General features: G+C 65.1%; 17 protein-coding genes and 1 pseudogene. 9 read left to right on the top strand and 9 right to left on the bottom strand.

Annotated features, from left to right (window positions below):
• Positions 1–149 precede the first annotated feature (149 nt).
• The gene (locus AC24YW_RS01575) at positions 150–1,622 is read right to left on the bottom strand and encodes a protein adenylyltransferase SelO (RefSeq protein ID WP_487481053.1); all 1,473 of its coding nucleotides are present in this window, start codon (positions 1,620–1,622) and stop codon (positions 150–152) included.
• 196 nt (positions 1,623–1,818) lie between these two features.
• Here AC24YW_RS01575 and aspS point away from each other — a divergent pair, with 196 nt between their 5' ends.
• The gene (gene aspS / locus AC24YW_RS01570; protein WP_487481052.1) at positions 1,819–3,591 is read left to right on the top strand and encodes an aspartate--tRNA ligase; all 1,773 of its coding nucleotides are present in this window, start codon (positions 1,819–1,821) and stop codon (positions 3,589–3,591) included.
• Positions 3,592–3,764: 173 nt separating this feature from the next.
• On the opposite strand, the gene AC24YW_RS01565 is transcribed toward aspS, so the two are convergent.
• Positions 3,765–5,738: a hypothetical protein gene (locus AC24YW_RS01565; RefSeq protein WP_487481051.1), complete on the bottom strand. Its 1,974-nt coding sequence runs from the start codon at positions 5,736–5,738 to the stop codon at positions 3,765–3,767.
• A gap of 246 nt (positions 5,739–5,984) precedes the next feature.
• Here AC24YW_RS01565 and AC24YW_RS01560 point away from each other — a divergent pair, with 246 nt between their 5' ends.
• Positions 5,985–8,294, top strand: a complete 2,310-nt coding sequence (locus AC24YW_RS01560; protein ID WP_487481050.1) for an NADP-dependent malic enzyme — start codon at positions 5,985–5,987, stop codon at positions 8,292–8,294.
• Between the two features lie 267 nt (positions 8,295–8,561).
• Positions 8,562–9,014 carry a DoxX family protein gene (locus AC24YW_RS01555; RefSeq protein ID WP_487481049.1) on the top strand — a complete coding sequence of 151 codons (453 nt, stop codon included), beginning with the start codon at positions 8,562–8,564 and terminating at the stop codon, positions 9,012–9,014.
• A gap of 585 nt (positions 9,015–9,599) precedes the next feature.
• Here AC24YW_RS01555 and AC24YW_RS01550 read toward each other — a convergent pair.
• The 4 genes from AC24YW_RS01550 to AC24YW_RS01535 all read right to left on the bottom strand — a co-directional run bounded on the left by AC24YW_RS01550 (position 9,600) and on the right by AC24YW_RS01535 (position 13,544).
• Positions 9,600–10,151, bottom strand: a complete 552-nt coding sequence (locus AC24YW_RS01550) for a dihydrofolate reductase family protein (RefSeq protein WP_487481048.1) — start codon at positions 10,149–10,151, stop codon at positions 9,600–9,602.
• 9 nt (positions 10,152–10,160) lie between these two features.
• On the bottom strand, positions 10,161–11,180 hold the full coding sequence (locus tag AC24YW_RS01545; RefSeq protein ID WP_487481047.1) for a polysaccharide deacetylase family protein: 1,020 nt from the start codon (positions 11,178–11,180) through the stop codon (positions 10,161–10,163).
• A gap of 165 nt (positions 11,181–11,345) precedes the next feature.
• Positions 11,346–11,915, bottom strand: coding sequence for a glutathione peroxidase (locus AC24YW_RS01540; RefSeq protein WP_487481046.1), 570 nt, complete (start codon positions 11,913–11,915; stop codon positions 11,346–11,348).
• 90 nt (positions 11,916–12,005) lie between these two features.
• Positions 12,006–13,544 (bottom strand): L,D-transpeptidase, encoded by a 1,539-nt coding sequence (locus tag AC24YW_RS01535; RefSeq protein ID WP_487481045.1) that lies wholly within the window; start codon positions 13,542–13,544, stop codon positions 12,006–12,008.
• 208 nt (positions 13,545–13,752) lie between these two features.
• On the opposite strand from AC24YW_RS01535, the gene AC24YW_RS01530 reads away from it, so the two are divergent.
• Positions 13,753–14,301: a CreA family protein gene (locus AC24YW_RS01530; RefSeq protein ID WP_487481044.1), complete on the top strand. Its 549-nt coding sequence runs from the start codon at positions 13,753–13,755 to the stop codon at positions 14,299–14,301.
• Positions 14,302–14,313: 12 nt separating this feature from the next.
• On the opposite strand, the gene AC24YW_RS01525 is transcribed toward AC24YW_RS01530, so the two are convergent.
• Positions 14,314–14,532 (bottom strand): hypothetical protein, encoded by a 219-nt coding sequence (locus tag AC24YW_RS01525; protein WP_487481043.1) that lies wholly within the window; start codon positions 14,530–14,532, stop codon positions 14,314–14,316.
• Between the two features lie 405 nt (positions 14,533–14,937).
• Between AC24YW_RS01525 and AC24YW_RS01520 the strand changes: the two genes are divergently transcribed.
• Together AC24YW_RS01520 and AC24YW_RS01515 are read left to right on the top strand one after the other, a co-directional pair.
• Positions 14,938–15,102, top strand: coding sequence for a hypothetical protein (locus AC24YW_RS01520; protein ID WP_487481042.1), 165 nt, complete (start codon positions 14,938–14,940; stop codon positions 15,100–15,102).
• Between the two features lie 32 nt (positions 15,103–15,134).
• Positions 15,135–15,497 carry a hypothetical protein gene (locus tag AC24YW_RS01515; RefSeq protein WP_487481041.1) on the top strand — a complete coding sequence of 121 codons (363 nt, stop codon included), beginning with the start codon at positions 15,135–15,137 and terminating at the stop codon, positions 15,495–15,497.
• Positions 15,498–15,509: 12 nt separating this feature from the next.
• Here the strand turns inward: AC24YW_RS01515 and AC24YW_RS01510 are convergent, their stop codons facing one another.
• Together AC24YW_RS01510 and pdxR are read right to left on the bottom strand one after the other, a co-directional pair.
• The gene (locus AC24YW_RS01510) at positions 15,510–15,755 is read right to left on the bottom strand and encodes a DUF6719 family protein (protein ID WP_487481040.1); all 246 of its coding nucleotides are present in this window, start codon (positions 15,753–15,755) and stop codon (positions 15,510–15,512) included.
• Positions 15,756–15,822: 67 nt separating this feature from the next.
• A pseudogene (gene pdxR / locus AC24YW_RS01505) lies at positions 15,823–17,292 on the bottom strand (MocR-like pyridoxine biosynthesis transcription factor PdxR).
• A gap of 75 nt (positions 17,293–17,367) precedes the next feature.
• Between pdxR and AC24YW_RS01500 the strand changes: the two are divergent.
• The 3 genes from AC24YW_RS01500 (at position 17,368) to AC24YW_RS01490 (ending at position 20,559) form a co-directional block, all read left to right on the top strand.
• Positions 17,368–18,093 carry a pyridoxamine 5'-phosphate oxidase family protein gene (locus AC24YW_RS01500; protein WP_487481039.1) on the top strand — a complete coding sequence of 242 codons (726 nt, stop codon included), beginning with the start codon at positions 17,368–17,370 and terminating at the stop codon, positions 18,091–18,093.
• A 54-nt stretch (positions 18,094–18,147) separates the two neighbouring features.
• Complete coding sequence (locus AC24YW_RS01495) at positions 18,148–19,425, top strand: ArgE/DapE family deacylase (RefSeq protein WP_487481038.1); 1,278 nt, start codon at positions 18,148–18,150, stop codon at positions 19,423–19,425.
• A 321-nt stretch (positions 19,426–19,746) separates the two neighbouring features.
• Positions 19,747–20,559 carry an alpha/beta hydrolase gene (locus AC24YW_RS01490; RefSeq protein WP_487481037.1) on the top strand — a complete coding sequence of 271 codons (813 nt, stop codon included), beginning with the start codon at positions 19,747–19,749 and terminating at the stop codon, positions 20,557–20,559.
• Positions 20,560–20,576 lie beyond the last annotated feature (17 nt).

Genomic DNA, 20,576 nt, shown 5'->3' with positions numbered 1-20,576 from the left:
GCCGGTTAGAGCCGGTGTGTTTCAGTTTGATGACAGTGGTTCCCGTGGGCGGGACGTGTCCACAACGCTCGCGGGACAGGGATGGATCGCGCAAGGCGCAATCCATGTAGTGCATCAATTAGAGATAGTAGGGCGCGGTCGAGCCCGCCTCACGTCCCGCAGAACGTCTGCAACACGCGCTGGTCCGGCAGCGGCGGATCGGCGTAGGCGGCATATTCCGGCTGGTCCTCAAACGGCTTCGCCAGCACCTTCACCAATTCCCCGAACGGCGCGTAATCGTCGTCGTTGACCGCGGCCTGGATCACGGCCTCGACGCGGTGGTTGCGCGGGATGAACATGGGATTGACCGCGTGCATGGCGGCCCGCCGCTCGGCGGCACTCTGCGGCTCCAGCGCGATGCGCGCGCGCCAGCGGCCGGTCCATTCGTCGAAGGCTGCCGGCTCCATGAACTGCGCGCGCACGTCGGCGCCGTCATCGCCCGCGGCGTCGCCGAGCTTGCGGAAGGTGAGGGTGAAGTCGGCCTCGTTCTTGGCCATGGCATCCAGCAGGTCCTGGATCAGCGCCTCGTCGCCGTCGCGCTCCGTGAACAGGCCAACCTTCCTGCGCAATCCGGCCTGATAGGCGGCGCTGAACTGATCGGAGAACGCGCCGAGAATGTCCTGCGCCTCCGCGACCGCCTTCTCCTGCTCGTCAGAGAGCAGCGGCAGCAGGCATTCGGCAAGCCGCGTCAAATTCCACAAGCCGATGCGCGGCTGGTTGGCGTAGGCGTAGCGGCCCATCTCGTCGATCGAGGAGAACACCTGCGCGGGATTGTAGGAATCCATGAAGGCACACGGGCCGTAGTCGATGGTCTCGCCGGAGATCGAACTGTTGTCGGTGTTCATCACGCCGTGGATGAAGCCGACCAGCAGCCAGCGCGCGATGAGATTGGCCTGGCGCTCGACGACGGCGGCGAGCAGAGCGTGATACGGCCGCTGCGCCTGCAGCAGGTCCGGATAATGGCGCGAGATGACGTGATCGGCGAGGGCGCGGATCGCCTCGGTGTCGCGGCGCACGGCGAAGAACTGGAAGGTGCCGACGCGGATGTGGCTGGAGGCGACGCGGGTCAGCACCGCACCGGGCAGCGCAGTCTCGCGGATGACGTGCTCGCCGGTGACGACCGCCGCGAGCGAGCGCGTGGTGGGAATGCCCAGCGCATACATGGCTTCGCTGACGATGTATTCGCGCAACACCGGTCCGAGCGCAGCACGGCCGTCGCCGCGGCGGGAGAACGGGGTGGGGCCCGAGCCCTTGAGCTGGATGTCGCGGCGGACGCCGTCCCGGTCAATGACCTCGCCGAGCAGGATGGCGCGGCCGTCGCCGAGCTGGGGCACGAAATGCCCGAACTGGTGGCCGGCATAGGCCATGGCGATGGGGTCCGCTCCGGCCGGAACCGTCTTGCCGGCCAGGATCTCGGCGCCTTCGGGGGTCTCCAGCATGTCGGGATCGAGCCCAAGCTGGACCGCCAGCGGCCGGTTCAGCTTGATCAGCCGGGGCGCCGCGACCGGGGTCGGCGCAACGCGGGCAAAGAAGCTGTCCGGCAGCGCCGAATAGGAGTTTTGGAAGGGGAAATGGACAGTCATGGGCTCAAGATAGGGCTGGAACGCCTGATGGCAAAGCCTTGCCCTCTGATAAGCCAAAAATGGCCTTCCGGGTCCAAAACAGGCATTTCCCTTGGTTGCCGCCTTGGTCCTCCCGGGGTAAACCCTGCCGCAACTTCGGACCGGTCGTTTCAGGCCGTTCGATTCGCCTCCTTTCGACATCGATTTTGGGACGACCATGCATCGCTACCGGTCACATACATGCGGCGCGCTCCGCGAGAGCAACATCGGCGAGACCATCCGCCTCTCCGGCTGGGTCCATCGCGTCCGCGACCATGGCGGCGTGCTGTTCATCGATTTGCGTGACCATTACGGCCTGACCCAGTGCGTGGTCGATCCGGATTCGGCGGCGTTCTCGCTGGCCGAAAAGCTGCGCTCGGAATTCGTGGTCAAGATGGACGGCAAGGTCCGCCGCCGCCCCGACGGCACCGACAACGACGATCTGCCGACCGGCAAGGTGGAGGTCTATGTCAACGAGATCGAGGTGCTGGGTCCCGCCGGCGACCTGCCGTTGCCGGTGTTTGGCGACCAGGACTATCCCGAAGACATCCGCCTGAAGTACCGCTTCCTCGACCTGCGCCGCGAGAAGCTGCACCAGAACATCATGACCCGCGTCGCGATCATCAAGTCGATGCGCCGGCGCATGGAGGAGCAGGGCTTCTTCGAGTTCAACACGCCGATTCTGACCGCATCCTCGCCGGAAGGCGCGCGCGACTTCCTCGTGCCGTCGCGCATCCATCCCGGCAAGTTCTACGCGCTGCCGCAGGCGCCGCAGCAGTACAAGCAGCTCCTGATGATGTCGGGCTTCGACCGCTACTTCCAGATCGCGCCGTGCTTCCGCGACGAGGATCCGCGCGCCGATCGTCTTCCGGGCGAGTTCTACCAGCTCGACGTCGAGATGAGCTTTGTGACTCAGGAGGACGTGTTCGCGGCGATGGAGCCCGTCATCACGGGCGTGTTCGAGGAATTCGCCAACGGCAAGCCGGTGACGAAAGGCTGGCGCCGGATTCCGTTCGCGGAAGCGTTGCGCAAATACGGCAGCGACAAGCCGGATCTGCGCAATCCCATCGAGATGCAGGACGTCTCCGAGCACTTCCGCGGGAGCGGCTTCAAGGTGTTCGCGCGCATGCTCGAGGATCCCAAGAACCAGGTCTGGGCGATTCCTGCACCGGGCGGCGGCAGCCGCGCCTTCTGCGACCGCATGAACTCGTGGGCGCAAGGCGAGGGCCAGCCCGGCCTGGGCTACATCATGTGGCGCGAAGGCGGCGAGGGCGCAGGTCCCCTCGCCAACAACATCGGGCCCGAGCGCACCGCCGCGATCCGCGCGCAGCTCGGTCTCAAGGAAGGCGATGCCGCCTTCTTCGTCGCCGGTGATCCCGACAAGTTCTGGAAGTTCTCGGGTCTCGCCCGCAACAAGGTCGGCGAGGAATTGAACCTCACCGACAAGGGGCGGTTCGAGCTCGCCTGGATCGTCGACTTCCCGATGTATGAGTACAATGAGGACGACAAGAAGGTCGACTTCTCGCACAACCCGTTCTCGATGCCGCAAGGCGGGCTCGATGCGCTGACGTCGCAGGATCCGCTGACGATCAAGGCGTTCCAGTACGACATCACCTGCAACGGCTACGAGATCGCGTCGGGCGGCATCCGCAACCACGTGCCGGAAGCCATGGTGAAGGCGTTCGAGATCGCAGGTTACGGCGAGCAGGAAGTGGTCGAGCGCTTCGGCGGCATGTACCGCGCCTTCCAGTACGGCGCCCCGCCGCATGGCGGCATGGCCGCCGGCGTCGACCGCATCGTGATGCTGCTCTGCGGCACCACGAATCTGCGCGAGATCTCGCTGTTCCCGATGAACCAGCAGGCCATGGACCTCCTGATGGGCGCCCCGTCGGAAGCCACCACGAAGCAGCTCCGCGAGCTGCATGTGCGGGTGAACCTGCCGCAGAAGTGAGGTACTCTTCGCCTCTCCCCGCACGCGGGGAGAGGCCGGATCGCATCGAAGATGCGATCCGGGTGAGGGGGACTCTCCGCGAGTCCAACTCTCACCGTGATTTGCGGAAGCACCCCTCACCCCAACCCTCTCCCCGTAAGAACGGGGCGAGGGAGCGCACCGCCGCTGCGGCCCTACAGCCCCGTCGAAGCCTCGATCCTGAACTGCGCCAGCGCGATGATCGGTTCCTGGTCGAGGACATCCATCAGCTGAAGCAACGGCAGCGTGCCGAGCGGTGTCAGCCTGATGCTCAGCGTTTGCCCCGAGGTCGCGACGAAGCCGGCGAGTGCATCGACCGCGACCTTGGCATCGAGATTGGAGGCCGCGACCTTCTCGCCTTGGGCCCGGATCATCGCGACGATGGCGCTGCGCGCCGCATCGCGGCTGACATTCTGCATGCGAGCGAATTGGGCCACGACCAGATCGACCACGCCGCGGTCGCGCAACGAGAGCTCGATTGCGCCGGTCTCGACCTGCGCCAACTGACCCATCGCCTCGGACGGGTCCATCGTGGTGAAGAGCTCGCGCGGCACCTTGGCAAGCGCCACGCTCAGCTGCGCCCTGGCGAGATTGCCGAGATCGAGCGTGGCGGGAGCGAGTGCGAACGCGCCCGACGATTCCGTCCAGGCCGCGCCGAGATCAAGGTCGATCGCGAGCTTGTCCACGCCTGCCACGATCAGTGGCTGCAGCGCCGGATTGGCGGGATCGGTCGGCGTGACCATCTTCACGGCCAGACTGGCCTTGCTCGGGATCGATCCCACCAGCTGGCCCCAGTGCAGGCTGATCGTGTCGACGGTGATGGGCTGCCGCGCGGTGTTGTGGGGCGCCACCACGCCCTTGACCTCGGCGCCTTCGAGCACGCGGAACAGGCCCAACATCTCTTCGGGCGGGGGCGGCTGGCCGTGCCTGCTCACGCCGGCGGCCCATCGCATCAGGTTTGCCGCGCTGAACGATTTCAGCGCGAAGCGCTCCATCTTGAACGGCCCTTTCGCAGACGGCGCGTCGACGCCTTCGATCGCAAATTCGCCGTCCTGGTATCTGACCGCCTTGATGCTGGCCATTCCTTGCGGAAGGCCCATCGACGCCTTGCCGATCTCGATCCGACCAATGCGAAGACCCTCATAGTATTCGGCGAGCTTCTCCATCAGCTCGCGCGATTGCGCGGCGGTCGCGACTACCGACCGGTCGGTCGGCAAGAGCGCCACGATCTCGGCCGGCCGGAATTTGGAGGGCTGCAGCGCGATGTCCTCGAAACTGATCCCGTCGATCTCCATCCGCATGCCCTGACTGGATTTGAGCACATAGCGGCCCGCCGAGATCTGCCGGTAGATGCGGTGATAGCTGTCGTCGCCGGCCTTCAGCGGGGCGAGCGCCGCGGCAATTGCGGTCGTGTCGAAATCGTTGACGATGATGTTGGAGAGGTCGCCGGTCAGCTTGTCCGGTTTGCCCGGCTGCGGCACGTCGATGGTGAAGACGGCGCGATCGGCCTTCATCGCCTCCAGCTTGCCGCGCTTGAGATTCTGGATGGCCAGCCCGGAATAGGTGATTTCGCCGCTTCCAGCGGCGCTGCCGCTCGCGTCGAAGGTCATCGTCAGCGTCGGAGCCGCGACTGATGATGCCGTGATGCCTGCGTATTGTTCGAGCACATAGCGATAAATGTCGAACAAGGTGCCGCCCGCAGGCGGATTGCCGCCGCGAAGGGGGCCGGCATAGTCCCGCAGGGTGAACTGCGGGATCTTGTAGGATGCCTTCAGCTTCGCGGCGCCGACCTGGTCCAGGGCGACTTCGAAGCCGCCGATGTCGATACTGCCGGCCGAGAAGCTGGCATCGTCGATCAGGCGAACGCCGATGCCCTTGATGCCGGCGATCTTGACCTGCGCTTGCGGCTGGCCGGCTGGTGTGATTGCGATGTCCTCGATCGTCAGCGTCCGGGTCGCGAGCTCGAACGTGATCTTGCCATGGCTCGCCTTGCCGCCGCCTGCGCGGAGACGCTCGAACGCCGCCTCGACCTCGCTGGTCGCCCGATGCTGGACATAGAGGTTGAAGCCGAGCCATCCCCCCGCAGCGAGCAAGGCAGCCACGATCAGGCCGATCAGGATTCGCTTCATTCCCAGCTCCAGTTGCTCGTTTCGCACCGCGCAACCTGCCATATTCGCGAAAGGCCGCGCGGTCCAGAGAAAGCTATGGTTTCAAATATTTGACGGCGCGCCCTGTTAACGGGGACGCAATCCGATGTTGCCACCGGGCCTTCGGCCGTGCTTCATCCCGTTTCCATGACCCGGAAATACGGTCCGCTTGGGCCGTCGCTCCAGATCGTGCATTTTTGAGGCCGGTAACGCGAAGCGAGACACCGCATGTCGTCCTATTCTGATGATCTCCACCAGGCGGCGCTCGCCTACCACCGTCTGCCGCGCCCTGGAAAGCTCGAGATCCAGGCAAGCAAGCCGCTTGCCAACCAGCGCGACCTCGCGCTGGCCTACTCGCCGGGCGTCGCCGCGGCCTGCACCGAGATCGCAAAGAACCCGGCCGAGGCGGCCACGCTCACCACGCGCGCCAATCTGGTTGCCGTGGTTTCCAACGGCACCGCGGTGCTCGGCCTCGGCAATATCGGTCCGCTGGCCTCCAAGCCGGTGATGGAAGGCAAGGCGGTCCTGTTCAAGAAATTCGCCGGCATCGACGTGTTCGACATCGAGATCGCCGCCGACACCATCGATCGCGTGGTCGAGACCGTGGCCGCGCTGGAGCCGACCTTCGGCGGCATCAATCTGGAGGACATCCGCGGGCCGGAATGCTTCGAGATCGAAGCGCGCTTGAAGGAGCGCATGAAGATTCCGGTCTTCCACGACGACCAGCACGGCACTGCGATCATCGTCGCCGCCGCCATCACCAATGGTCTGAGGCTGAACGGCAAGAAGCTGTCCGAGGTCAAGATCGTGGCGTCGGGGGCAGGGGCGGCGGCGATCGCGACGTTGAACCTGCTGGTCTCGATGGGCGCGCAGCGCAAGAACATCTGGGTCTGCGACATCGACGGCCTCGTGCACGAGGGCCGCAACACCTCGATGGACCGCTGGAAGGCGGTCTATGCGCAGAAGACCGACAAGCGCACGCTCGCCGACGTCATCGGCGGCGCCGACATTTTCATCGGCCTCTCGGCGCCGGGCGTTCTCAAGCCGGAGATGGCCAAGGCGATGGGCGACAAGCCCTTGATCATGGCGCTCGCGAACCCGACCCCTGAGATCATGCCCGAGGAAGCGCGCAAGGTGCGCCCCGACGCCATGATCTGCACCGGGCGCTCCGACTACCCGAACCAGGTCAACAACGTCCTGTGCTTTCCCTTCATCTTCCGCGGTGCGCTCGACGTCGGCGCCAGCGCCATCAACGAGGAGATGAAGCACGCAGCCGTCGAGGCCATCGCGCAGCTGGCGCGCGAGGCGCCGTCGGATGCCGTCGCGCAAGGTTTCGACACCGGCGAGACGCAGGGCTTCGGTCCGGGCTCGCTGATCCCGAGCCCCTTCGATCCCAGGTTGATCTTGCGCATCGCGCCGGCTGTGGCGAAGGCGGCGATGGAATCGGGCGTCGCAACGCGCCCCATCACCAATTTCGACGAATACACCGCGCTGCTCGAGCGCTTCGCCTTCCGCTCCGGCCTCGTCATGAAGCCGATGTTCGCCAAGGCCAAGACCCAGCCGGTGCGCGTGATCTATGCCGAAGGCGAGGACGAGCGCGTGCTGCGCGCGACGCAAGTCGTGCTGGAGGAAAAGCTGGCACGGCCGATCCTGGTCGGCCGTCCGTCGGTCGTGGAGGCGCGCATCAAGCGCTTCGGCCTCTCGATCCGCGCCGGCAAGGATTTCGACCTCGTCAATCCCGAGGACGATCCGCGCTATCGTTCCTACGTGCAGTCCTATGTCGAGGTCGCCGGCCGCCGCGGCGTGACGCCGGATGCGGCTCGCACGGTGGTGCGCACCAACAACACGGTGATCGCCGCGCTCGCGGTCACGCGCGGGGAAGCGGACGCCATGCTCTGCGGCGTCGAGGGCCGCTACATGAGCCATCTGCGCCATGTCCGCGAGATCGTCGGATTCTCGCCGGGGATTAGCGACTATGCGGCGCTGGCGCTATTGATCACCAGCAAGGGCGCCTTCTTCATCGCCGACACGCAGGTTCGCCCCAATCCGAGCGCGGAGGAGCTTGCCGAAATCGCATCGCTCGCCGCGGTCCACGTCCAGCGCTTCAACATCAAGCCGAAGATCGCCTTCGTCTCGCACTCGGATTTCGGCAGTTACGACACCGATTCCTCGCGCAAGATGCGGCTGGCGACCCAGCTTCTGAAGGATAGGCATCCGGAGATCGAGGCCGACGGCGAAATGCAGGGCGACACCGCACTCTCCGCAGCTGCGCGAAGGATGGTGCTGCCGCATTCCAAGCTGGAGGGCGAGGCCAACATCCTGATCATGCCGACCCTGGATACCGCCAACGTCGCCTATCAGATGATCAAGTCGCTGGCCGATGCGCTGCCTGTCGGCCCGATCCTGGTCGGCCCGGCGCGGCCCGCGCATATCCTGACCCCCTCGGTGACGGCGCGCGGCATCCTCAACATGACCGCAGTCGCCGTGGTGGAAGCGCAGGAACGCGCCTCGCGGCAGCAGCCGACGTTGTTTACGTAAGGCACCAACGTTCCCACGAAGCGTCATGCCCGGGCTTGTCCCGGGCATCCACGTTCTTGGTGCGGTGGGACAAGTCGTGGATGGCCGGGTCAAGCCCGGCCATGACGCCGAGAGAGTGGTAGTCATCTCATCCCGGTGGTTCGATTCCGCTAGGGAGCGCCGCCCTGAATTACTTCAGTTCGCCATTTCCCCGTTTGAAAAGACCAAACGGACTCTCCATAATCCATTCGCGCGTTCCTTGCTTCGCGCTTTGCCAAGAGGCCGATCATGCCAGCGTTCGTGACTTTCGGGCGAATCCTGTTCGCCGTGCTGTTCATCTACACGGGCGCGACCAAGCTCTTCGCCATCCAGGCCACCGCCGACTTCATCGCAACCAAGGTCGTGGTGCCCGAAATCATCGCGCCTTACGCCAAGCAGGTCGAGACGGCGACCGCCATGACCACGCCGCAGCTCTTGGCGATCGCGATCGGCGGGCTCGAGATCATCGCAGGGCTGATGATCGCGCTGAATTTCGGCGCGCGCTTCTTCGCGATGCTGCTGATCGTCTACGTCGCCGTCGCGACGTTCCTGTTCTACGATTTCTGGAACATGGCGGCACCCGACAACGCCAAGATGCTGGTCGATGCGCTCAAGAACCTCTCGATCATTGGCGCGCTCTGCATGATCATAGGCTACGGCCGCACCACGCGCCCGGCTGAGGCGGCCTACGGCGACGTCTAGCGGTCACTCCGCTCGCGGCGGCGCGATCTCGCGCATCCAGCGGGAAATCGTCGCGCTGCTCGCTCCATCGCTGCCGCGCTGCCGGCCGAGCAATGCGGCCTCGCGGGCGGCTCATCCACCTCGAACAGTGTGGCGACGGCTTCCCGCCACGCCGCGACGTTCGCTTCCGTCTCCATCTGATCGGCGGTGAAGCCGAATGCCGGCAGCAGGGACGATATCGGGGCGTCATCGTCATTCAATCCGGAAGCGTCCGTCGGACCTGTCGTCGTGCTCTCGTCGTTCATTCCGGCCCTGGGTCAGTTTTTGCTGTTTTGTCTCAGTCTATTGATGCGGTGTGTCGCAGCCGTCGGCTCGTATTGACGCCGCGTCTCGGACGTTGGCTATAGCGCCACGACCGCCGTCGGGGCCGATTATCGGGTCTCGGCAAATATGCTAGTCGGCTTTGCGCTGGCCGGCGGCGGGACCAATTTTCGGCTGCCAGACCAGCAAGATGCGAAGCGGTATGTTGTTGCCGGTACTGTGCATGGGGTTGTTTTCGAGGTTTGAGTTGAAGCCGGCGTGAGCGCCGCCGCCACTGCAGGCAGGCTACCCCCGCCGCCACGGAGTCACGGTCACCTCATGCGCCGCGTCGAGAAGGTAAGGCGCGCCCGGCTTCAGCCCATGCGCAGCCAGCACCTCGTGCGGCGTCCGCTGGGGCACGCCGACGAAGCAGCCCTCGCCGCCGGGCAGCCGCACGTGCGGAGCCTCCGACAGCCAGAACGTGTCGTAGCGGTCCATGAACAGGTCGAACACGACCGGGCCGCCGATGACGGCGACCATGCCGGATGCGACGTCGGCGAAGGCGCAGGCCTCCTCGAAGCTCGCATGCTCCGGATTCCACAGCGTCGCGTTCGGCATCTCGGGATCGACGGTGAGGTCCCTGATCTTACGGGTCAGGATCAGCCGCTTGCGCTTGGCTGAATTCGGCTGCTGCTCGTGCGAGTTGCGGCCGTGCACGATCAGCGCGGCGCGGTCGAGCGCCTGCTCGAAGAACAGCTTGTCGCCTTCGAATTTCAACGTCTCAGGCATGATATGCGAGGGATCGGCGAGCATGCCGTCCGCGGAGACGATGACGTAGCCTTCGATACGGAAAGACAATTGCGACGGCTATTCGGAGACGGTGGTCACCACCGAACTGACCGGGCGCTGGCTCACCGTCGGCAGCTTGAGGTCCTTGACCAGCTCCTGGTCGTATTCCGGCAGCGTCGAGGCCGGGAACTTGGCGCGCATCGCCACCACCTTGTAGCCGCCGGCTTTCAGCCGCTTGAGCAGCTCGGGCAGGGCCTCGGCGGTGTGCTTCTGGAAGTCGTGCATCAGGACGATGCCCTTGCCCTTGGTGTCGAGCTTCTTCATCACGGTCTCGACGATCTTCTCGGGCTTGGAGGCCTTGAAGTCGAATGAGTCGATGTCGCAGGAGAAGCTCGCGACATTGCGGTTGCCGAGATAGGTGACCATCTCCGGCGGATGCTGCAGCGCCGGGAAGCGGAAGAACGGGGCGGGCGAGACGCCGCCGAGCGCCCACTTCACCGCCGCAAAGCCTTTCTCGATCTCGTCCTTGCGCTGCGCTTCGTTGAGCTTCTTGTTGTTGAGGTTGGCGTGCGACCAGGTGTGGGTGCCGACGGTGTGGCCGGCTGCGTAGACCTGCTTGAGGATCTCCGGCTCGTAGGTCGCGTGCTTGCCGATGATGAAGAAGATTCCGGTGGTGCATTCGTCCGCGAGCGCCTTCAGCACCGCGGGCGTGTTGCGCGGCCAGGGGCCGTCGTCGAAGGTCAGCACGACCTCCTTGTCACGCAGGAAGTCGAGCTCCTTGAAATGCTCGAAGCCGAAGCCGGGACCGCCCGTGGTGTCGATCTCGACGGTGCGGGCGACGCCGAGTGCGCCCGGCGTGTTGCAGGCCGCGCGGGCCGGCTGCGGCGGCTGTTTCGGCGGGGGCGGATTGACGAAGCCCGTCGGCGCCGCAGCCGCGGCTGCGGGCGCTGGAGCAGGGGACGTTGCAGCCGCTGGTGTTGTCGCCGGCGCGGCTTGCGGTGCGGCTGCGGGCTTCGCGGCCGGCGTCTGCGACCATCCAGCAGCGGTCAGCGCCACCGACATCGCACCTGCTAAAATCAGTCCTGCCGCCACACGCATAGTGATGTCCCTCGAGATTGATCCCGTTGTTCCGCCGCGGCTTTTCGCCTGCGGCAAAACCGTCCTGCCCCAAACCATCCTAGCCTAGATGGTGGGCCATCGCCATTGCAACGGCTGTTTGACCGTAGGTCGCAATTGTGCCCAGCCGGATGGCGAGCACGTGAATCAAGTGTCGGCCAGGGCCCTGGCAATGCCGGTCTTGATCCGCGTGTCGGCCGGCTCGACGGCGGATGGAAATACCTCGGCGATATAGCCGTCTCGGCCGATCAGGTATTTGTGGAAGTTCCAGCGCGGAACTTCCTTCGGTCGGGCGTCGGCCGCCCATTTGTAGAAGGGATGCGCCCGCGCGCCGACCACCGCCGCCTTGGCTGTGATCGGGAAGGTCACTCCATACTGGTGGTGTGCGGTCTGCGTGATCTCGCTGCGGCCGCCAGGCTCCTGGCCGCCGAAATCGTTGGAGGGCACGCCGATCACGGTGAGCCCACGCCCGCGAAACTCGTTCCAGACCTCCTGCAGGCCGGCATATTGGGGCGTGTAGCCACAGAGCGAGGCCGTGTTCACCACCAGCAGCGGTTTGCCGGTGAACGCGGCGAGGCGGATGTCGTCGCCTGACAATGCGGGGAAGGAAAAGGCGTAGGCCGAGATCCGGCTCATCGCGCCATCAGCGAGGGCGCGCGTGACAGGCGCGAACGCGCCCGCAAGAATGACGCTCAGCACGGTTCTGCGATTCATCATGACGGCGTCCCCCGAGACGTTCCGGGGGCAGATTACTCCGCCACTGCGACCTTGCGCGTCAACACCGCGTTATCGAGCGCTGCGTGGGAGCTAGTAAAGGCGGACGATGAAGTCGGTGCCTTCGCCGGTCTCGCCCTGGTTGATACCCTGGTCGGAGACGACGATGGAGCCGCCTGACGTCAGCATCTCGTTGATCTTCGCCATGGTCTCAGTGGGGACCGAGATGCGGTCGAGGGCTGCAGCCGGGCCGTCCGGCGTCACCACCGGTTTTGCGGCGACGGGGATCACGGCTGCGCCGCGCTGGCGACGCGCCACGCGGCCGTCGTCCTCGCGCGCCGCGGAGCGGGCGGTCATTGGCAGCGACACCACCGACCAGTGCAGCGTGTTGCCATCGGCCTTGTCGAGCTCGGCGGTGAAGACATGCGTGCCGAGCGGCCGGTCGCTTGCGGCGATCGTGACAGGCACCTCGAACAGCGGCGCGAAATTCTGCCGCACATAGAGCTTGGAATCCTTGCGGCTGATGAAGACGGCAATCTGGCCGGTCCGCTTGGGCACATCAGGTTTTGCCACCGGCGCAGGATCGGTGACGCGGCCCTCGTCCTTCTTTGCATCGGGCGCGGTGGCGAGCGCCGGCGCATCGGGTGCCTTTGCGGCTTCCGTTTTGACCGGCTCGACCTTGTCGGCGGGCTTATTCTCGTTCGCCGGCTTGGCGGCGTCTTCGGACGCAGGCTTGGCCGCTTCGGCCGTCTTGACCTCGCCCGTCGCGGCCGCTTCGTCGCGCACAGCCGCATTGCCGGTGGTCACGTCGGACAACACGGCGTGGCCGACCGAGGTGCGCAGCTCGATCACGCTGTCGGCGCTGGCCGTCTTGGTCTCGGCCGTCTTAGTCTCGGCCGTCTTGGCTTCTGCCGCGCCCTTGTCGGTCTTGTCGGCGACATTGGTCTGCGGCGCGAGGTTCGCCGTGGACTGCGGCGCCACGCGCATGGAGGCGAGCGCGGGATGGGAGAAACTTTGCGGCGACACCTGGCCGGGCGTCACGATCACGCGCGCGCCCATCCTGGTCCAGTTCCACATCTTCATCGCGAACGCCATGGGCAAGCGGATGCAGCCGTGCGAGGCCGGATAGCCCGGCAGCGCGCCGGCATGCATCGCGACGCCGGACCAGGTGATCCGCTGCATGTACGGCATCGGCGCGCCGCTATAGATGTTGGAACGGTGGAATTTGTGCTTCTGGATGATGCTGAACACGCCCGTCGGCGTCGAGTGGCCCTTCATGCCCGTCGACACCGGTGATTCCGCGAACACGCCGGTCTTGTCGTAGACCGTTACCTTCTGCCGCTCGATCGAGACGACGATGACGAGCGGACCTTGCGGCTTGGTGCCGGCTTCCTTCTCGACGACGACGACGTCCTTCTTGCTTGCGGCGCCACGCTTTTGCGGCTTCTGGCGCGGTATTTCGGGAAGCCGATTCGGCCGCGCGTAGTAGGACCCGTCGGAATAGTCCGTCCAGTAATAAAATGCTGCGTTTGCCTCGCTGGTCGCGCCGATCGCACCCGCCGCCGTCAATATGGCGACCTGCCACAGCCGTGCCGGCTTGGCAGACGAACCCCACCCGTTCACGCTGTTCATCCTCGAATCCATAATCCAAATCAAACGTTAGTCTCGCAAAGGGGATACGCGTTCACCAGCAGCGCGGTTCTGCCATCGGCTACTTTTGTCCAAGGCGTAGCAAAAAAGCCTCACGGAGCGGTAAACGGCGGCCGCGTCCGCTCGTCCGCCGCCTTCCTGAGCGTCGCTTGCGTTCCTACATTGCGGGGACTTGTTACCGGAGAGCTTCATGTCATCTCGTTTCCCTGGTCTTTCCAGCATCCGTCTGAAAGGCTTCGCTTTATTCCTCCTGGCTCTGACCGCGCCGATGGCGCCGGCAGCTGCGGCCGACGAGCCCGATCTGATCTTCCGCCGCTCCACGGTGTTCAAGTGGATGAGCCCGAACGACAAGCTCGCGACCTATGGTCTCGACGACCCCGAGGTCGAGGGCGTGGCCTGTCATTTCACGGTGCCGGAGAAGGGCGGCTTCAAGGGCTGGCTCGGCCTTGCCGAGGAGGTCTCGGACATCTCGCTGGCGTGCCGTCAGGTCGGTCCGGTCAAATTCAAGCACAAGATGGAGCAGGGCGACGACATGTTCCGCCAGCGCCGGTCGCTGTTCTTCAAGAAGATGCAGATCGTGCGCGGCTGCGACGCCAAGCGCAACGTGCTGGTCTACATGGTTTATTCAGATAGGCTGATCGAGGGCTCGCCCAAGAATTCGACCTCGACGGTGCCGATCATGCCGTGGGGGCCGGCGGATGCAAACGTCCAGAAGTGCGGCGAGTTCTTCACGCAATGAGGCGCTCCGCGTTCACTCCTGCGACGGGCCCGCGTTCAACCGGTGGCGATCGCGCGGCGTCGCAAGGCGCGACCCGGTCAGTCGCACGAACGTTTGCGGCGCCGCCTCGAGGCCGCGGCTCGATTGCAGCGCCATTGCGCCGGTGCTGCCGCGAATGATCGGTTGATCTGCGCGCTCCGTCGGTGGATTTTCTTCGCGCGGCGTTGCGCGATTTCCCGCCATCATGGCCATCCCTCACGTGAATGCGCCCGGTGATCCGGGCGTCTCGGTTTCGATGGCTTGGGTCGTTGTTGAACCAATTCCGGTTCGACCGGATCCAGCCTTCTTTTGCCGCCCTTTCAGCAGAAAAACGTAAAATGCATGTGAAGCGCGCGCGGCGGCCGCGTGACGACGCCTGGGCGGGTGCATGTCCGTGCCGGCGCCGGAACCTGGCAGGCGACTTTGGCCTGCCGCGCGACCTGTCTGAAATAATTGGCATTTTCCGAGAATTGTTTCGTCGCCGCGGCCGCGACGAAACAATTCTCACGAAGACGAAACCATTTTCAGGCTTTCGCGCATCACGCGCGAAACCGCCCATGGTTATCAGGCTCATAACGACGACGGCGCACCGCCGGCCACTGAATTGGGACACAGATCATGCGCGCGCTCAGCTTCATCATTGCTTTCGGTTTCGTGCTCGCGGGCTCCTCGTTGGCGGGTGCGCCCGACGGCAATCTCCCCGGTGTCGGCACCTTCCAGTACAGCGGCTCGCCCGTGGCGGTTCCGGCCGCTCAGCCAATCATGATTGCCGCGCGTTTCTGACGCACACAACAAAACAGCCGGCAAAACCCATCATGTTGCTTCGTCTCTGCGCCGCAGCGTTCGTGTCCCTTCTGACGATCAGCTCCGTTCAGGCGCAGGTCCGCTCACCCTCCAGGCTACCCGATCCGCGTGGCGAGTTCGTGCGCCAGTGTGCGCCGCGCATGCTCGGCCGCTGGGAGCATCCGGAGGAGGTCTGCGGCTGCCTGCACGATCACGCCGCCGCGGCCGTCGAGGATCGCGATTTGCGCGAAGCGCTGCTGCGCGGCATCAGCGAGACCGGCGTGCCCACCATCGAGACCGATTGGGTGCCGGCCTCCAAGCACAGCGAGATTGGCCCGACTTTCACCAAGATCGCCAAGCCGACCCTGCAGTGCATGTTCGATCCGGCGAAATAGTTTCCCGGATCCTTACTTCGTTTTCGGTCCGTGCCGCGGCACGCATGAGCTCGTGCGCGAGACTCCCTTGTCGGTCATCTTCGCGCCGCGCACTTCCCTGAGCTGACCGGCGGGGCAGGTTCCATCATCCACGAGCACGCGCTGGCCGAGCTTGAGATCGCCGATGTCCTGCTCGCGTCCGACTGTGGCGGCGCGTGCCGTCGAGACAAGCGCGATGGAGATCAGCAGCGAGAGGCAGGACGCACGGCGCAGCAGCATGATGTGAGTTCCCGGGATCGATGCCGCAATCTAGGGAGCGTCGGGCGATTCTGATAGGGAAGGTTCGTCAGGCCCGGCGGGCCGATTTTCGCCCGGCGGCCAACGCTGCGCGCGATTCCCTCGCGAGACTTTCGGCGGAGGCCACGAGCTGCGGCACGGGGTGCCCGGAAAATCACAGCACGAAACCGGGCAGCGGACGCCCGCGCGAATAAGTGTCGGCCAACAGCCAGCCTTCCGCGCCGGCCGCTTGCTTGGCCTGCGCCGCGACCGCCGGGTCTACGGCAGGATCGAAGCGAGCGACAAGATGCAGGCCTTGTGAGGGCACCGGCACCGCAAGCGCGCCATCGGATGCGACTTCCAGCGTCTCGGCCAGCACGTCGCGGGCCTCACGATAGAGTTTCCGCACGCGCTTCAGGTTCGCGGCAAAGGCGCCGGAATTGAGCATGTCCGCCACCGCGCCCTCCATCAGGGTACCGGGAAAGCGGTCTAGCGCCGCGCGCGCCGCGGTCACGTCCGCGATCAGGCATTCGGGCAGGGCGCAATAGCCGATGCGCAGGCCCGGAAACAGCGTCTTGGCAAAGGTGCCGAGATAGATCACGCGCTGGAGCCGATCGATGCCGGCGAGCGACATCAGCGGCGCGCCGTCATAGCGGAATTCGCTGTCGTAATCGTCCTCGAGCACGAATGCGCCGGCCTGTTTCGCCCAGTCCAGAAGCTCGAGCCGCCGCGGCATCGACATCTGCACGCCAAGCGGAAACTGGTGCGACGGTGTGACGTAGGCCGCGCGCGCGGACCGCGCTGCGATGCGGCCTTTGGCGACGCGCATCCCGTGTTCGTCCACCGGGACCGCCACGGTGCGATAACCACAAAGGGCGATGGTTTTTCGCGCGGCGGGATAGCCCGGGTCCTCGCACCAGACCTGGTCGCTGGATTTCAGGATCGCGCTGAGCACGATGCGCAGCGCGTGCAGCGTGCCCGAGGTCAGCATGATCTGGTCGGGATCGCAACGCAGCCCCCGCGCCGACAACAGATGGTCGGCGATCGCCACGCGCAACTCGCGGCTGCCGCGAGGGTCGCCATAATGCAGGTGCTCGGACCCGAATGCGCGCATGCGGCGGCCGACGAAAGCGCGAAAGCGCTGCACGGCGCGTTCGTCGATATGGGTGCGGCCAAGCGCAAACGCGCCCTGCTTTGGAGCTTCGAGAACGACCTTCGGCTTATTCGGCTCGGCGGCGCGCTTGGGGATACGCGCCGCGACGAACGTTCCGGAGCCGACCGTTGCGTCGGCAAAGCCGTCGGCGATCAGGCGCTCATAGGCGGTGACGACGGCGTTGCGGCGGAAGCCGGTCTGCCCGGCGAGCGTCCGCGACGGCGGCAGCGGCTCACCCGGCCTGATCAGGCCGGAGACGATCATCTCGCACAGCGCCTGATAGAGTCGGTGCGCGGCGGAAGCGCCGGCCGTGACGTGAGGGCCGGTAAGGTCGAGCGGAAGCTCAGGCTTGGCGCGGGACGACGAATTGGTCGGAATTTTTTGCATGGAATTGGAACTATCGCAGACCAAATGCGCCGCTACAACTGCTACCGGATTTCTTCCATCCGAGCAGGAGCGGCCGTGAGCCAGACCGAGACCTCGAATTCCTATCCGACAACGGCACGCAACCAGGTGAAGCGCAAGCACGACCGCGGCTTCTATGATCACGACACGGTTCATCGCATCCTGGATTCCTCGATGCTGTGCCACGTCTCCTACGCGATCGCCGGCCAGCCCTATTGCACGCCGACCTCCTTCTGGCGCGAGGGCACCAGGCTGTACTGGCACGGATCGAGCGCCAGCCGCATGCTACGCAACCAGAGCAAGGGCGAGCGCGTCTGCCTGACCGTCGCCCATCTCGACAGCCTCGTGCTGGCGCGCTGCGGCTTCAACCATTCCGCCGACTACCGCGCCGTGATGGCGTTCGGCACGGCCTATCTCGTCACCGACCCCGATGAGAAGGAGCGGGCAGTGATCGCGATGGTCGATCGCTTCTTCCCGGATCGTACCGCCGGCCTGCGACAGAGCACCACGCAGGAAATCAAGGCGACGTCCTTCATCGCAATGGAAATCGAGGAAGCCTCGGCCAAGATCCGCACCAAGGGTGTCGCCGACGACGACGAGGACTATGCGCTGCCGATCTATGCGGAGCGCATTCCGGTCCGCACCGTGCTCGGCGCCCCCGAACCGTGCCCACGCCTGCTCGAGGGTGTGAGCCGGCCTGCGACGCTGAACGGCTATTCCGAAGGCCGGTTGCTCGAAGATGCATTGCGGGATGCATATTTTCTGGAGTACCCGAACGGCTGAAATCGGCTAGTTTGCGCGCTCCATGGGACCATTGGAATGTCTGGAGTCGCCCGAATGAACGCCGAAACGCAGCAGAGGATTCTTGACGCCGTCGACAGCGGCTTCGAGGCTCAGCTGGCAACCACCCGCGATTTCGTCGCGATCCCTTCCACCCGCGGGGCGGAGGGACCGTGCCAGGACATGATCGGCGATCTCCTGCGCGAACGCGGCTACGAGGTCGACGACTGGCACATCGACGTCGAGGATTTGAAGGATCTGCGCGGCTTCGGTCCGATCGAGCACGACTTTTCGAAGGCGCGATCGGTGGTGGGAACTTACCGTCCGCAAACCAATGGCGGCAAGTCGCTGATCCTGCAGGGACACTGCGACGTCGTGCCGGCCGGTCCGCTGGAATTGTGGGATACGCCGCCATACGCGGCGGTCATCAAGGACGGCAAGATGTTCGGCCGCGGTGCCTGCGACATGAAGTCCGGAACGATCGGTGCGCTCTATGCGCTGGACGCGATCAAGGCTGCGGGCTTCAGGCCGACGGCGCGGATCCATTTCCAATCGGTGATCGAGGAGGAGAGCACCGGTGTCGGCGCACTCTCGACGCTGCAACGCGGCTATCGCGCGGACGCCTGCTTCATTCCGGAGCCGACCGGGGGCAAGATGGTGCGCTCCCAGGTCGGCGTGATCTGGTTCCGCCTCCGCGTGAAGGGGCACCCGACCCACGTTGCCTTCGCAGGCTCCGGCGCGAACGCGATCATGGCGGCATATCACCTGATCCAGGCGCTGCAAAAGCTCGAGATCGAATGGAACGAGCGGGCCAAGGCCGACCGTCACTTCAAGACGCTCGACCATCCCGTCAACTTCAACGCCGGCGTCATCAAGGGCGGCGACTGGGCCTCGAGCGTGCCCGCCTGGTGCGACGTCGACTGCCGGATTGCGGTGTTGCCGGGCTGGTCGATCGCCGATCACCAGAAGGAGATCATGGCTTGCGTCGCCGCCGCTTCGCGCAACCACCGCTTCCTCGCCAACAATCCGCCTGAGGTCGAATGGTCCGGCTTCCTGTCGGAAGGCTATGAGCTGACCAATGCCGCGGAGCCTGAGGCTGCGTTCGGCAAGGCCTTCAACAGGGTTTATGGCGGCACGCCAGAGGATCTCGTCTTCACGGCACTGACCGATACGCGCTTCTACGGCCTCAACCACGGCATCCCGAGTCTCTGTTTTGGTGCCAGCGGAGGCGAGATGCACGGCTTCAACGAGTTCGTTGATCTCGAGTCATTGAAGAAGGCGACCAAGGCGATGGCGCTGTTCATCGCGGAATGGTGCGGGCTGGAGAAGGCGTAGGCCTCTCCGCCGTCATTGCGAGGAGCCCTTGCGACGAAGCAATCCAGGCTGCTGCCGCGAAGACAGACTGAATTGCTTCGCTGCGCTCGCAATGACGGATGATAGTCCTGTAGGTGGGCAGGGGCGCCCACTTGTTCCTCGCCCGAATGAACTGGTGGGCAAGCCCCGCTTTGCCCATCCTACGACACCTTAACTCACAGCGGTCGCTGCCCAATCCACCGGCTCCCTCGATCCTTTAAGCTTAAAAGAAAGACTAGGATGCCGTCCTGACCGGTGGCAGACTGGCGTCCGGTTCGTCGGACGGGTCCTCGGGGAGCAACGATGCGCGATTGGGATGACGCCTACGCCAATTCGGCCCATATCCCGGGTTCGGACAAGCTGCCGGCGCTGTGGGCGGAGCGGGCGGCGGCCTACCGCGCCGGGCTGAAGCAACTTCGCACCGACATCGCCTACGGCGGCGGCGAGCGCCAAAAGCTCGATCTGATCCTGCCTGACGGCGACAGCAAGGGTCTCGTCGTCTTCGTGCATGGCGGCTACTGGATGCGTTTCGACAAGTCGACCTGGACCGACCTCGCGGAAGGTGCGCGGCATCATGGCTGGACGGTGGCGCTGCCGAGCTACACGCTGGCACCGGCAGCCCGCATCTCCGACATCACTGGGGAAATCACCGCCGCGATCGCCAAAGCGGCGTCGCTCGTCTCGGGGCCGATCCGGCTCGCCGGCCATTCCGCCGGCGGTCATCTCGTCACGCGCATGCTGTGCGACGACAGCCGGCTAGAGTCCGTAGTCTACAACCGCATCGCCGGTACGCTCTCGATCAGCGGCCTGCACGATTTACGTCCGCTCCTGAAGACGGGGATGAACGAGACGCTGCGCATGACGATGGAGGAGGCGACGCTGGAAAGTGCGGCGCTGCATCTGCCACGCGGGCATTCACCCGTGACGGCCTGGGTCGGCGGCAGCGAGCGGCCCGAATTCATCCGCCAGTCCGATCTGATGGCCAATATCTGGACCGGCTTCGACGTGCCGATGCACCTCGTCGTCGAGCCAGGCCTCAACCATTTCACGGTGATCGACGGGCTCAAGGACCCCTCGTCACAGATCACCGCGCGCCTGATCGGCCTCGACGGATGAGGCCAGGGGACGATCGA

Source organism: Bradyrhizobium sp. USDA3516 (genome assembly GCF_057651995.1).
This window is presented reverse-complemented; position numbering and strand designations above follow the sequence as displayed.

Coding starts and splice junctions, on each gene's coding strand:
- AC24YW_RS01575 (WP_487481053.1), bottom strand. CDS start 1,622: ATGACTGTCCATTTCCCCTTCCAAAACTCCTATTCGGCGCTGCCGGAC.
- aspS (WP_487481052.1), top strand. CDS start 1,819: ATGCATCGCTACCGGTCACATACATGCGGCGCGCTCCGCGAGAGCAAC.
- AC24YW_RS01565 (WP_487481051.1), bottom strand. CDS start 5,738: ATGAAGCGAATCCTGATCGGCCTGATCGTGGCTGCCTTGCTCGCTGCG.
- AC24YW_RS01560 (WP_487481050.1), top strand. CDS start 5,985: ATGTCGTCCTATTCTGATGATCTCCACCAGGCGGCGCTCGCCTACCAC.
- AC24YW_RS01555 (WP_487481049.1), top strand. CDS start 8,562: ATGCCAGCGTTCGTGACTTTCGGGCGAATCCTGTTCGCCGTGCTGTTC.
- AC24YW_RS01545 (WP_487481047.1), bottom strand. CDS start 11,180: ATGCGTGTGGCGGCAGGACTGATTTTAGCAGGTGCGATGTCGGTGGCG.
- AC24YW_RS01540 (WP_487481046.1), bottom strand. CDS start 11,915: ATGATGAATCGCAGAACCGTGCTGAGCGTCATTCTTGCGGGCGCGTTC.
- AC24YW_RS01535 (WP_487481045.1), bottom strand. CDS start 13,544: ATGAACAGCGTGAACGGGTGGGGTTCGTCTGCCAAGCCGGCACGGCTG.
- AC24YW_RS01530 (WP_487481044.1), top strand. CDS start 13,753: ATGTCATCTCGTTTCCCTGGTCTTTCCAGCATCCGTCTGAAAGGCTTC.
- AC24YW_RS01525 (WP_487481043.1), bottom strand. CDS start 14,532: ATGGCCATGATGGCGGGAAATCGCGCAACGCCGCGCGAAGAAAATCCA.
- AC24YW_RS01520 (WP_487481042.1), top strand. CDS start 14,938: ATGCGCGCGCTCAGCTTCATCATTGCTTTCGGTTTCGTGCTCGCGGGC.
- AC24YW_RS01515 (WP_487481041.1), top strand. CDS start 15,135: ATGTTGCTTCGTCTCTGCGCCGCAGCGTTCGTGTCCCTTCTGACGATC.
- AC24YW_RS01510 (WP_487481040.1), bottom strand. CDS start 15,755: ATGCTGCTGCGCCGTGCGTCCTGCCTCTCGCTGCTGATCTCCATCGCG.
- AC24YW_RS01495 (WP_487481038.1), top strand. CDS start 18,148: ATGAACGCCGAAACGCAGCAGAGGATTCTTGACGCCGTCGACAGCGGC.
- AC24YW_RS01490 (WP_487481037.1), top strand. CDS start 19,747: ATGCGCGATTGGGATGACGCCTACGCCAATTCGGCCCATATCCCGGGT.